The organism is Streptomyces sp. 1114.5, assembly GCF_003635085.1.
GTDB lineage: Bacteria > Actinomycetota > Actinomycetes > Streptomycetales > Streptomycetaceae > Kitasatospora.
On record NZ_RBXE01000002.1, the window covers coordinates 509,083 to 520,822 of the forward strand.

The window sequence follows — 11,740 nt, forward strand, 5'->3', positions numbered from 1 at the left end:
GGGCGCTCGGACCCGGCACCGACGGTCGGCGCTCCCTCGCTTCTCCCTTTCGGCACCGGCGCGCCCCTTCGGCTCGGGGCGGGAGGGCCCCGCGGCCCTAGGTCCCCGGACCTGCTGCGTGCGCGGCCGCAGGCGGACGCGACCGTCCTGGTCGCGGCGGTAGTTTGGCGGTATGCCCAGCACCATAGGAGACCACCGGGCCCAGCACGGCCCGCTGCCCGCCTGCGAACCCTGCCTGTCCGGGATCGAGGCCGTCAGCCAGGCACTTCTCGCCATGAGCCGGCACCTGGAGGTCCGGGAGGTGCTGCGCCGCATCACCGCCTCCGCCCGGGACCTGCTCGGCGCCGAGTACGCGGCCCTGGGCGTGCCCGACGACCACGGCGGCTTCGCCCAGTTCGTGGTCGACGGCGTCACCGACGAGCAGTGGCGGGCGATCGGCCCGCTGCCCCGCCAGCACGGCGTGCTCGCCGCGATGCTGCACGAGACCGGGCCCACCCGCCTCGCCGACGTCCGCAAGGCGCCCGCCTTCGAGGGCTGGCCCTCCGCCCACCCCGACATGGACGCCTTCCTCGGCATGCCGATCCTGGACACCGACGCGGCCGAGGACGAACCGCAGGTGATGGGCGTCATCTTCCTCGCCAACAAGCGCGGCGGCGGCCTGTTCACCGACCACGACGAGGAACTGCTGCGGATCCTCGCCGCGCACGCCGCCCTCGCCCTGTCCAACGCCCGGCTGTACGAGCGCAGCCGCGAGCTCACCCTGGCCGGCGAGCGCGCCCGGATCGCCCACGACCTGCACGACGCCGTCTCGCAGAAGCTCTTCTCGCTGCGGCTGACCGCCAAGGCCGCTGCCAAGCTCGTCGACCGCGACCCGGCCCGGGCCCGGGCCGAACTCGCCGAGGTCGCCCGGCTGGCCGCCGAGGCCGCCGACGAACTGCGCGCCGTCGTGGTGGAACTGCGCCCAGCCGCACTGGAGGAGGACGGGCTGAGCGCCACCCTCGCCTCCCAGGTGCAGGTCCTCGACCGGGCGCACACCGCCGACGTCGCCTTCGCCGCCGACGGCGTGCGCGCCCTCCCGCCCGCCCAGGAGGCCGCGCTGCTGCGGGTCGCCCAGGAGGCGCTGCACAACGCGCTGCGCCACTCCGGCGCCGGCCGGGTCACCGTCACCCTGGCCGGGACGCCCGCGCGCGGCGCCGTGCTGCAGGTGCGCGACGACGGGCGCGGCTTCGACCCCGAATCCGTGCGCCGGGCCGGCCGCCACCTCGGCCTGGCCTCGATGCGCGACCGCGCGGCCGCCGTCGGCGGCACGCTCACCCTGGAGTCGGCCCCCGGCCGGGGGACGCTCGTCGAGATGGAGGTCCCCGGTGCCTGAGAGCACACCGTCGATCCGCGTCCTGCTGGTCGACGACCACCAGGTGGTCCGGCGCGGACTGCGCACCTTCCTGGAGGTCCAGGACGACATCGAGGTGGTCGGGGAGGCCGCCGACGGGGCGGAGGGCGTCGAGCGGGCCCGCGAACTGGACCCCGACGTCGTCCTGATGGACCTCAAGATGCCCGGTGTCGACGGGATCGAGGCACTGCGCGCGCTCAAGGGGGAGGGCAGCCGGGCCCGCATCCTGATCGTCACCAGCTTCACCGAGCACCGCACGATGGTCCCCGCGCTGCGGGCCGGCGCCGCCGGGTACGTCTACAAGGACGTGGACCCGGAGGCGCTGGCCGGTGCGATCCGCTCGGTGCACGCCGGCCACGTGCTGCTCCAGCCGGAGCTGGCCGAGGCCCTGCTCTCCGAGGACGGCCCGCGCGCGCCGCAGGGCCGCGGCGGCACCCTCACCGAGCGCGAGCGCGAGGTGCTCGGCCACATCGCCGACGGGCGCTCCAACCGGGAGATCGCGCGCAGCCTGCACCTGTCGGAGAAGACGGTCAAGACGCACGTCTCCAACATCCTGATGAAGCTGGACCTCGCCGACCGCACCCAGGCCGCGCTCTGGGCCGTGCGCAACGGCGAGGCCCGGGAGGGGGCGGGGCCGCTGGCCTGACGGACTGTCAGTGCCGTGTGCAAGGGTGGCCCTGACGTCACAGTAGATGACACCGCAGGAGAGGGGGCGTCATGGGGGAGCCGCGCAGGGAGTCCGGGCTCCCCGGGCCCGGGGGCGGCCGCCCGTCGGGCCCGGGGGCGGTTTCCGGCCAGGTGCCGGACCGGCTCCGGCGGGCCGTCAGCGCGCCTCGCGCTCGTCCACCAGGGCGTTGTAGGCAGCCACCTGGGCCCGCCGGGCGGTGCGCCGCAGCGGCGCCAGGACGGACTGCCGCGCGGCCATCTCGGAGGCGCTGACGGCCGCGCCGTGGCCGCCGGAGGCGATCGAGAGCAGGGCGGACACCTGGCGGGCCGACTCCAGGACCCGCACGGCCTGCGGCGGGTAGCCCGGCGCCAGCAGCTCGGCGTGCCCGCGCCGGCGGTACGCCTCCAGGGCACGCAGGGCCTCCGGACCGGCGCCGGCCACGTCGAGCCGGGTGAGCAGGACGGTCGCCTCACGCAGCCCGTCCGCCAGCTCGCGCTCGGCCTCGTGCAGCGACGGCACGTCCGCCGGCGGGCCGTCGTTGACCTCGGCACAGCGCCACAGCACGGTCGCCGAGCGGTCCCCCTCCGGGCCGTACACCGTGACCTCCGGCACCAGGCCGAGCGGCACGCCCACCGCGAGCACCGCCTCGCCCGCGGCCATGGCGCGCTCGTTGAACGACGCCGGGCCGCTCAGCCCCAGCGGATGCCCGGCCGAGGGCAGCGCCAGGCGTAGGCCCTTCACCCCGAGCACCCGCAGCCGGCCCAGCGCCCAGGTCAGCCCGTGCTGCTCGCCCGGCTCGTCCCCGGGCAGCCCGGTCACCCGGTGGCTCTCGTCGGTGCCCAGCACGGCCGCGGCGGCGTTGTCGGGCGGCACCAGGCCCGCCAGCAGGGCGTTGCCCCAGGCGGTCAGCCGCCCCGAACGGGGTTCTTCGTACGGATTGTCGGCAGGAGTCACGAGCATCCGGCCAGCCTACGGAATCGGCGGTCATCCGCGTGGCGTAGGTTTGCCCATGCGTGTGCGGCGCACCCACCTCGTGCCCACCGGCTGCCGGAGTAGGCTCGCCGCCCGCATCGACGGCCGAGAATCTTGTTTTTTGGGGAAGGCGTGGGCATGAGCGACGTGCTGGAGCTGGTGGACGTATCCGTGGTCCGGGAGGGGCGCGCGCTGGTCGACCAGGTCTCGTGGTCCATCTCCGAGGGTGAGCGCTGGGTCATCCTGGGCCCGAACGGCGCCGGCAAGACCACCCTGCTGCAGATCGCCTCCTCGTACCTGTTCCCGACCTCGGGCAAGGTCACCGTGCTCGGCGAGAAGCTGGGCGAGATCGACGTCTTCGAGCTGCGCTCCCGGATCGGCCTGGCCGGCGCCGCCATGTTCGACAAGCTGCCGGCCGAGCAGACCGTGCTGCAGACCGTGCTCACCGCCGCGTACGGCATGACGGTCAGCTGGCAGGAGACCTACGAGCAGTCGGACGAGGGCCGGGCCCTCGCGCTGCTCGACCGCCTCGGCATGGCCGGCCTCACCGACCGCAAGTTCGGCACCCTCTCCGAGGGCGAGCGCAAGCGGACCCTGATCGCCCGCGCCCTGATGACCGACCCCGAGCTGCTGCTGCTCGACGAGCCCGCAGCCGGCCTGGACCTCGGCGGCCGCGAGGACCTGGTCCGCCGGCTCGGGGCGCTCGCCCAGGACGAGTTCGCCCCGGCCATGGCGATGGTCACCCACCACGTCGAGGAGATCGCGCCGGGCTTCACCCACGTCCTGATGATCCGCCAGGGCAAGGTGCTCACGGCCGGCCCGATCGACACCGAGCTGACCGCCCGCAACCTTTCCAAGTGCTTCGGCCTGCCGCTCACCCTGGAGCGCCACGGCGACCGCTGGTCGGCCCAGGGCCTGCCGCTCGGCTGAGGCCCCGTCCGCCCGTCCCTCCGCGAGGCCGTCGGAACCGGTCGCACGTGCGACCGGTTTCCGCCCCTCGACCTGCGGGAACTGTCCGCCTCGAAGGCCTTCGCTCCCTAGGATGGACACGTGGACAGCTGGATCTGGTGGCTCCTGGCCGCCGCAGGGCTCGGCATACCGCTGGTGCTGACCGCGATGCCGGAGTTCGCCATGTTCGCGGTGGGGGCGCTGGCCGCCGCAGGAGTGGCTGCCTTGGGCGGGGGAGTGGTCCTGGAGGCCGTGACCTTCCTGGTGGTCTCGGTCGCGCTGGTGGTCTTCGTCCGCCCGATCGCCTACCGGCAGCTGCAGAAGGGCCCGCAGATCAAGATGGGCATCGAGGCGCTGCAGGGCGCCACCGCGGTCGTCGCGGAAACCGTCGACGGGGAGGGCGGACGGATCAAGCTGAACGGCGAGATCTGGTCGGCCCGCGCGCTCCATCCGGACCAGGTGTACCGGCCCGGGCAGCAGGTCGACGTCGTCGAAATCCAGGGCGCGACCGCCCTGGTCGTCTAGGGGAGAGTCCGTGGAACCCGTCCTTATCGTCCTGGTCGTCCTGGTCGTGGTGGCCTTCATCGCGCTGATCAAGACGATCCAGGTCATCCCGCAGGCCAGCGCGGCGATCGTGGAGCGCTTCGGCCGCTACACCCGGACGCTCAACGCAGGGCTGAACATCGTCGTCCCGTTCATCGACCGCGTCCGCAACCGGATCGACCTGCGCGAGCAGGTCGTGCCGTTCCCGCCGCAGCCGGTGATCACCCAGGACAACCTGGTGGTCAACATCGACACCGTCATCTACTACCAGGTCACCGACCCCCGGGCGGCCACCTACGAGGTCGCCAGCTACATCCAGGCGATCGAGCAGCTGACCGTCACCACGCTGCGCAACATCATCGGCTCGATGGACCTGGAGTCCACCCTGACCTCGCGCGAGGTCATCAACGCCGGCCTGCGCGGCGTCCTGGACGAGGCCACCGGCAAGTGGGGCATCCGGGTCAACCGCGTCGAGCTGAAGGCGATCGAGCCGCCGACCTCCATCCAGGACTCGATGGAGAAGCAGATGCGCGCCGACCGCGACAAGCGCGCCGCGATCCTCACGGCGGAGGGCCAGCGCCAGGCGCAGATCCTCAAGGCCGAGGGTGAGAAGCAGGCGGACGTGCTCAGGGCCGAAGGTGAGGCGCAGGCCGCGGTGCTGCGCGCCGACGGTGAGGCCGCCGCGATCCGGACGGTCTTCGAGGCCATCCACGACGGCGACGCCGACCAGAAGCTGCTCGCCTACCAGTACCTGCAGACCCTGCCCGAGCTGGCCAAGGGTGACTCCAACAAGCTGTGGATCATCCCCAGTGAGGTCGGCGACGCGCTCAAGGGCCTCGGCGGCGCCTTCACCGGGCTGTCCGGCAACGGCGGCGGGGCCAACGGCGGCGCGGTCGCGGCGCCCAGCGCTCCCAAGGGGGCCCCGGCCACCCAGGTGCCGATCGACCCGGCCGCCGGGCCGCGGCCGGTGGACACCGACAAGGGCGCGGCCCGTCCGCGGGTGGAGCCGACCCGGGAGTACCCCAAGATCGACCCGGAGTGACGGGCTGAGCTCCGGTTCGCTCTGTCCGCTTCGTCGAGGGCCCGCCGCCGTACGCGTTCCGTACGGCGGCGGGCCCTCGGGCTTTCGCGACCGTGTGGCGTACGTCCCGAATGACGGGCGGGCCTGGTCCGGCGGCCCGGTGGTCCGGCATGATCGCCTCGGACAGGACCGAGAGGAGAGGTGACCGATGACGCTCTGGGAGGCGATCGCCGTCCTGGTGGCCGGGGTCGGCGCCGGGATGATCAATGTGATCGTCGGCTCCGGAACCCTGATCACCTTCCCGGTCCTGCTCGCCGTCGGCATCCCGCCGGTCACCGCCAACGTCTCCAACTCCTTCGGCCTGGTGCCCGGTTCGCTCAGCGGCGTGATCGGCTACCGCCGCGAACTGGCCGACCAGGGTCGCCGGGTGCTGCGCCTGGGCACCGCCTCGCTGCTCGGCGGGCTGGTCGGCGCGCTGCTGCTGATCAAGCTGCCGAGCGGCGCCTTCGACGCGATCGTCCCGGTGCTGATCCTGCTCGCGCTCGTCCTGGTGGTGATCCAGCCCCGGGTGGCCAAGGCCGTCGCCGCCCGCCGCCGGCCCGGCGGCGATCCGGACGGCAGCCCGGTGCTGCTGGCCGGGGTGTTCCTCACCGGTATCTACGGCGGCTACTTCGGAGCGGCGCAGGGCGTCCTGCTGATGGCGCTGATGGGCATGCTGCTGCAGGAGGAACTGCAGCGGATCAACGGGGTGAAGAACGCTCTGGCGATGATCGTCAACGCCGTCGCGGCACTGTTCTTCCTCTTCACCTCGACCGTCAACTGGACGGCCGCCGGGCTGATCGCGGTGGGCTCGCTGCTCGGCGGCCTGGTCGGCGCCAAGGTCGGCCGTCGCCTCCCGCCGGCCGCGCTGCGCGGGGTGATCGTGGTGGTCGGCCTCGCGGCCGTCACCAAGCTGCTGCTGGCCTGAGCGAAACCGCTGCAGACCGAACCGAACGACCGTCAGACCGTACGAGAGTCGGAGGAATACGCCATGGCCCTGGAGATGCGCGAGACCTGCGAGCGCTGCGAGGTGTCGCTGACCGCCGACGGCCCCGCCTCGATATGTTCCTACGAGTGCACCTTCTGCCCGGACTGCACCGAGGCCATGGTCGGCAACTGCCCCAACTGCGGCGGCGAACTGGTGGTCCGTCCGCGCCGGAAGGCCGCCTGACCCCAGGCACCCGGGCACCCGGGTCCTCCGGTCCTTCGGACCGACGACGCACCAGGAGCGCAGCGATGAGCAGCAGGGCACGGCTGAGCGAGGACGAGATCACGGCGGCCCTGGCGGCGCTGCCGCAGTGGACGCGGGAAGGCGACAGCATCGCCCGAAGCGCCGACGCCCCGGACTTCCCGGCGGCGATCCGGGTGGTCGTCGCCGTCGCCGAGCAGGCCGAAGCGCTCGACCACCACCCCGACATCGACATCCGCTGGCGCACCCTGCGCTTCGTCCTGTCCACCCACAGCGCCGGCGGCCTCACCGGGCTGGACCTCACCCTGGCCGCCCGTATCGACGAGGCCCTGCGGGCCGAGTCCGCGGCCTGAGGCGGGCCCGGCCGAGGAGCGGGAGCGTACGCCGAGGGCCCGGGTCGTCACCCCGGACGGGCGTGAGATGCTGACTGCCGCATCGGCAGGCAGGCGGCTCGGGAGGGACGGAACGGATGGCGCAGGAGCCCTTCGGAGACGCCCACTCCCAGCAGCAGTGGCACCCCCAGGGCCCGGCGGACTGGCAGGTCGGCGGCTCGTACGGGCAGCAGCTGCAGAATCCGCAGCAGCCGCAGGAGCAGGCGCACTGGCAGCAGCAGGCGGGGTACGGCTCGCTCGGCTACGGGCAGCAGCCGTCGTACGACCAGGCGGGCTACGGCCAGCCGGGCTACGGCCTGCCGGGCTACGGCCAGGCAGGCTACGACCGCGGCGGCTATGAGGCCGGCTATGAGGCCGGCCATGACCAGGGCGCCTACGGGCAGACGGGGTATGTCGAGGGCGGCTACGTCCACGGCCCCGGGCCGTACGGCGGCCAGGAGCACTACCAGCCGTACCCGGGGCACGGGCACTCGGAGTACGCCGGGTACCCGCAGCAGTTCCCGCAGTACGCCGATCAGCAGCAACCGTACGCGCCGTACCCCTCCCCGCAGGAGCCCGCCGGGGAGGGGCTGTACGTTCCGGCGGGGGCGGAGTACTCGGCGGACGGCTACGTGCACATCGAGGAGGCCGAGCCGGAGCCCGCACCATCCGACCCGGAGGAGACCTCGGAGCGCGCCGCGGAGTCCGCGGCCGGGCCCGGTGCCGCGCGGTCCCGGAGTACCGGACGGCGGGGTGGTGACAGCGGATCCGGGCCCGGATCGGCGTCCGGATCGGCGTCCGGATCCTCGTTCTCGGCCAAGGCCCGGAAGGCCGCCGACGCGGTGCTGACCGGGGAGCACGTGCCCAGCCGGAAGGCGCTGCTGGTGCGGGCCGGCGCCGGGGTGGCCGCGCTGGGGGTGCTGGTGGCGGCCGGGCTGATGGTCGGTGCCGAGGGCGGCGGCAGCGCGGCGGCGAGCAGTGGCGGAGAGCCGGGGTTCGCGGTGGCGCACACCCGGGCGTGGTCCGCGCAGCCGGCCGCGACCGGGCAGCCCGCGGGTGACGACACCCTGGTCGGCAGCTGGCTGCTCGCGGACGCGGTGGTGCGGGCCGACGGCTCGGGGGTGCACGCGTACGACCGTGCCGGCGGCAAGCCGACCTGGTCGGTGGAGCCTCCGGCCGCCGGCGCCGTTCCGTGCGGGCTGTCGGCGGGCATCAACCAGGCCGGCCTGGGCGCGGTGCTGTTCCGGCCGCAGGCCGATCCGAAGAGCCCCTGCGTGCTGGTCGCAGCCGTGGACACCAAGAACGGCAAGACCGCCTGGACCAAGTCCGTCTCGGAGGCCAAGGGCGCCTACTCGGCGCGGATCGGCGTCACCGAGGACAAGGTGATCGCGATCGGCGACGACCGGGCGGTGGCCTGGGCGTCCGCGGACGGCGCGGACGTCTGGCAGTACACCGGCCAGGGCAGGTTCTGCACCCTCTCCGGCGGAGTCAGCGGCAAGACCGTGCTGGTCGCCTCCTCCTGCGCCGACTCGACGCCCGCCGACCAGGCCGTCGCGCTGAACACCGCGGACGGCAAGGTCGGCTGGTGGCGGGGCCTGAACAACCAGCCGAAGACGGTGACAGTGCTGTCCGCGGAGCCCGCCGTGGTCCTCACCACCGGCGACAAGCCGGAGAACGACCGGGTGTTCGCCTGGGGCGCCGCCGGCGACCCGGCCGCCGAGATCCCGGTGGTCACGGACGGCGGCCGGCTGGATGTCGCTCACGGCGCGTTCGCGGCGACCCCCGAGGTGTTCTTCGAGGGCCGCACGATGGTCGCCACCCTCACGCCGGCGAACGGTGGCGGGCCGGTGGCCGCGGTCGGCTACGACCTGGACACCGGCAAGCAGCGCTGGAAGACGCCGACCACCGTCAAGGGCACCGTGCGAGCGGTCGGCATCGACGGCGGCTCGCTGGTGCTCGCCGCCGACGAACGCCGCGACCAGCCCGCCCGCCTCAGCCGGTTCCCGCTGGTCGGAGGCCAGGAGGCGACCGGCGGCAACTTCCCGGCCGGCACCGGCTCGCTGCTGGTCTCCGGACGGGTGCTGATCGGCGGCGGGCAGGTGGTCGTGGTGCCCGAGCACTCGACCAACTACGGCACCGCGGCCGGGTACCAGGCGAAGGGCTGACGCCGCCTCCCCGGTACGCGGCTCCGCGGCTGGTGCTCGGGCTACGCGGCCGGGGCGGGCACGCCCGGTACGGGCGGCAGCCAGTCGGCGAGCTCCCGGACCTCCGCGCTGCGCAGGCCGAGCGCCAGCATCAGGCTGGCCTGCGGGGTCGGCACGAACGGGCGGCGCAGCAGTCTCATCCCGGCCTGCTCCGGCGTGCGGTCCGCCTTGCGCTGGTTGTCGTCCGCGCACGCGGCCACCGTGTTCAGCCAACTGTCCGCTCCACCGCGCGACTTGGGCTGCAGGTGGTCCACCGTGGTGGCCCGCCGCCCGCAGTACGCGCACAGGTGCTGGTCCCGGGCCAGGACACCCCGCCGCGACCACGGAGCCTGTTGTCGGAACGGTACCCGTACGTACCGTTGCAGTCTGATGACCCTCGGGACCGGAACGGCCACGCCCGTCCCCCGGATCGAGCGCAGCGGATGCGCCTGCTCCACCACCGCCTTGTCCTGGAGCACCAGGACGACGGCGCGCTGGAGCGACACCGTCGTCAGGGGCTCGTAGCTCGCGTTCAGAACCAGCGTGTTGCGCACTCGGCACACCCTTCCCACGGGCGTGCCACGGCGGCACGACCGTCTCCACACACGTCACTGCCGCCGCGCGGCGGTGACACCACTCTGAATGGACCCGCAGCCGACGAACAACGGAATTTCCGGTATCGCGGAGGCACCCGGGGGAGTGGGCGGGTCGACCGGCGGGCGTGGATCGGCGGGCTGGTGGGGTGCCTCGCGGAAGCCTGGGGGAAAACTCGCCGGTCGGAACCGCGTAGGCTCTGACAGGCTGGAGTCGTTCCGACCCGGGGCCCTACCGAACCGGGCCGCCGCCGGGCGGACGCCCGACAGAAGGAGAAGCGTGACCGTGACGGACATCGTCGACGAGCTGCAGTGGCGTGGACTGATCGCCCTGTCCACCGACGAGGACGCACTGCGCAAGGCGTTCGCGGACGGCCCGGTCACGTTCTATTGCGGCTTCGACCCGACGGCCCCCAGCCTGCACCTCGGCAACCTGGTGCAGATCCTCACCATGCGCCGCATCCAGCAGGCGGGGAACCTCCCGCTCGGCCTGGTCGGCGGTGCCACCGGCCTGATCGGCGACCCGAAGCCCACCGCCGAGCGCGTGCTCAACGACCCCGAGACGGTGGCCGGCTGGGTCGAGCGCCTGCGCGGCCAGATCTCGCGGTTCCTCGACTTCGACGGCCCGTACGCGGCGCGCATGGTCAACAACCTGGACTGGACGTCCGGGATGTCGGCCATCAGCCTGCTGCGCGACGTGGGCAAGTACTTCCGGGTCAACAACATGATCGCCAAGGAGGCCGTCGCCCGACGGCTCAACTCCGACGCGGGCATCAGCTACACCGAGTTCAGCTACCAGATCCTCCAGGGCATGGACTTCCTGGAGCTGAACCGCCGCTACGGCTGCACGCTTGAGACCGGCGGCAGCGACCAGTGGGGCAACCTGACCGCCGGCACGGACCTGATCCGCAAGGCCGAGGGCAAGTCCGTCCACGCGCTGGCCACGCCGCTGATCGTCAAGGCCGACGGCACCAAGTTCGGCAAGACCGAGTCCGGTACGGTCTGGCTCGACCCCGAGCTGACCACCCCGTACGCCTTCTACCAGTTCTGGCTGAACGCGGACGACCGGGACGTCTCCAATTTCCTGCGGATCTTCAGCTTCCGCTCGAAGGAGGAGATCGAGGAGCTGGAGCGCGAGACCTCCGAGCGCCCCGCCGCCCGCCTCGCCCAGCGCGCCCTCGCCGAGGAGCTCACCACCCTCGTCCACGGCGCCGAGCAGTACGAGCGCGCGGTCGCCGCGTCCAAGGCACTGTTCGGCCAGGGCGACCTCGCCGACCTGGAGGCCCCGACCCTGGCCGCCGCCCTGGCCGAGGTCCCCAAGGCCGAGGTCCCCGAACTCCAGCCGGTGGTCGACCTGTTGGTCGGCGTCGGCCTGGCGCCGAGCCGTTCGGCCGCCCGCCGGACGATCAAGGAGGGCGGTGCCTACCTCAACAACGTCAAGGTGACGGACGAGGAGGCGGTGCCGACCGAGGCCGACCTGCTGCACGGCCGCTGGCTGGTGCTGCGGCGCGGCAAGCGGAACCTCGCGGCAGCTGAGCTGACGCCGGCGTCCACGTCGGTGTGACCGGAATTCGACGCCGCTGACCTGCGGCTTCGACAGTCGGGGGCGGGATCCAGCCGGATCCCGCCCCCGACGTTTGACGATGTCCTCCAGGTGGCCTAGTGTTGAACGAGTCGCTGAAGCGGCCACCTCACTCAGCACGACCACCCTCACACCTCGATGCCCATTCGATTGGGTTCGTTGGCGTTTTCGTCAACCGGGTGTGAGCGTGAATTTCGAGGAACTCTCGGAATGCGCTAGCGTAGTGGTTGTCGCGGAAAGCG

12 protein-coding genes are annotated in these 11,740 nt (G+C 73.0%); 10 read left to right on the forward strand and 2 right to left on the reverse strand.

The annotated features are described in order from the left end of the window. The first annotated feature begins 274 nt into the window (after positions 1 to 274). Positions 275 to 1,372: a GAF domain-containing sensor histidine kinase gene (locus BX285_RS25735; RefSeq protein ID WP_257033025.1), complete on the forward strand. Its 1,098-nt coding sequence runs from the start codon at positions 275 to 277 to the stop codon at positions 1,370 to 1,372. After that, positions 1,365 to 2,036, forward strand: coding sequence for a response regulator transcription factor (locus tag BX285_RS25740; RefSeq protein WP_121178328.1), 672 nt, complete (start codon positions 1,365 to 1,367; stop codon positions 2,034 to 2,036). The genes BX285_RS25735 and BX285_RS25740 overlap by 8 nt, the downstream gene beginning before the upstream one ends. 177 nt (positions 2,037 to 2,213) lie before the next feature. Here BX285_RS25740 and BX285_RS25745 read toward each other — a convergent pair whose 3' ends face one another. Further along, the gene (locus tag BX285_RS25745; protein WP_121178330.1) at positions 2,214 to 3,017 is read right to left on the reverse strand and encodes a hypothetical protein; all 804 of its coding nucleotides are present in this window, start codon (positions 3,015 to 3,017) and stop codon (positions 2,214 to 2,216) included. Positions 3,018 to 3,167: 150 nt separating this feature from the next. Here BX285_RS25745 and BX285_RS25750 point away from each other — a divergent pair, with 150 nt between their 5' ends. The 7 genes from BX285_RS25750 (at position 3,168) to BX285_RS25780 (ending at position 9,305) form a co-directional block, all read left to right on the forward strand. Beyond that, on the forward strand, positions 3,168 to 3,959 hold the full coding sequence (locus tag BX285_RS25750; protein ID WP_097235722.1) for an ABC transporter ATP-binding protein: 792 nt from the start codon (positions 3,168 to 3,170) through the stop codon (positions 3,957 to 3,959). Between the two features lie 120 nt (positions 3,960 to 4,079). Further along, a complete protein-coding gene (locus tag BX285_RS25755; protein ID WP_097235721.1) occupies positions 4,080 to 4,502 on the forward strand; it encodes an NfeD family protein in 423 nt (140 codons plus the stop codon). A 10-nt stretch (positions 4,503 to 4,512) separates the two neighbouring features. Then, entirely contained in the window at positions 4,513 to 5,562 is a 1,050-nt protein-coding gene (locus BX285_RS25760) for an SPFH domain-containing protein (RefSeq protein ID WP_097235720.1), read from the forward strand. A gap of 187 nt (positions 5,563 to 5,749) precedes the next feature. Next, positions 5,750 to 6,508 (forward strand): sulfite exporter TauE/SafE family protein, encoded by a 759-nt coding sequence (locus tag BX285_RS25765; RefSeq protein WP_097235719.1) that lies wholly within the window; start codon positions 5,750 to 5,752, stop codon positions 6,506 to 6,508. Positions 6,509 to 6,571: 63 nt separating this feature from the next. Next, positions 6,572 to 6,751 (forward strand): DUF1272 domain-containing protein, encoded by a 180-nt coding sequence (locus BX285_RS25770; protein ID WP_121178332.1) that lies wholly within the window; start codon positions 6,572 to 6,574, stop codon positions 6,749 to 6,751. 65 nt (positions 6,752 to 6,816) lie between these two features. Further along, positions 6,817 to 7,122, forward strand: a complete 306-nt coding sequence (locus BX285_RS25775) for a 4a-hydroxytetrahydrobiopterin dehydratase (RefSeq protein WP_097235717.1) — start codon at positions 6,817 to 6,819, stop codon at positions 7,120 to 7,122. A 116-nt stretch (positions 7,123 to 7,238) separates the two neighbouring features. Next, entirely contained in the window at positions 7,239 to 9,305 is a 2,067-nt protein-coding gene (locus BX285_RS25780; RefSeq protein ID WP_121178334.1) for a PQQ-binding-like beta-propeller repeat protein, read from the forward strand. A gap of 41 nt (positions 9,306 to 9,346) precedes the next feature. Here BX285_RS25780 and BX285_RS25785 read toward each other — a convergent pair whose 3' ends face one another. Further along, positions 9,347 to 9,877, reverse strand: coding sequence for an HNH endonuclease (locus BX285_RS25785; protein ID WP_097235715.1), 531 nt, complete (start codon positions 9,875 to 9,877; stop codon positions 9,347 to 9,349). A gap of 325 nt (positions 9,878 to 10,202) precedes the next feature. Here BX285_RS25785 and tyrS point away from each other — a divergent pair, with 325 nt between their 5' ends. After that, positions 10,203 to 11,480, forward strand: a complete 1,278-nt coding sequence (gene tyrS, locus BX285_RS25790; protein WP_121179011.1) for a tyrosine--tRNA ligase — start codon at positions 10,203 to 10,205, stop codon at positions 11,478 to 11,480. Positions 11,481 to 11,740: the final 260 nt, after the last annotated feature.

Bases quoted from the DNA above. Each gene is read 5' to 3' on its own strand.
- BX285_RS25735 (WP_257033025.1), top strand. From the start codon at position 275: ATGAGCCGGCACCTGGAGGTCCGGGAGGTGCTGCGCCGCATCACCGCC.
- BX285_RS25745 (WP_121178330.1), bottom strand. From the start codon at position 3,017: ATGCTCGTGACTCCTGCCGACAATCCGTACGAAGAACCCCGTTCGGGG.
- BX285_RS25750 (WP_097235722.1), top strand. From the start codon at position 3,168: ATGAGCGACGTGCTGGAGCTGGTGGACGTATCCGTGGTCCGGGAGGGG.
- BX285_RS25765 (WP_097235719.1), top strand. From the start codon at position 5,750: ATGACGCTCTGGGAGGCGATCGCCGTCCTGGTGGCCGGGGTCGGCGCC.
- BX285_RS25770 (WP_121178332.1), top strand. From the start codon at position 6,572: ATGGCCCTGGAGATGCGCGAGACCTGCGAGCGCTGCGAGGTGTCGCTG.
- BX285_RS25775 (WP_097235717.1), top strand. From the start codon at position 6,817: ATGAGCAGCAGGGCACGGCTGAGCGAGGACGAGATCACGGCGGCCCTG.
- BX285_RS25780 (WP_121178334.1), top strand. From the start codon at position 7,239: ATGGCGCAGGAGCCCTTCGGAGACGCCCACTCCCAGCAGCAGTGGCAC.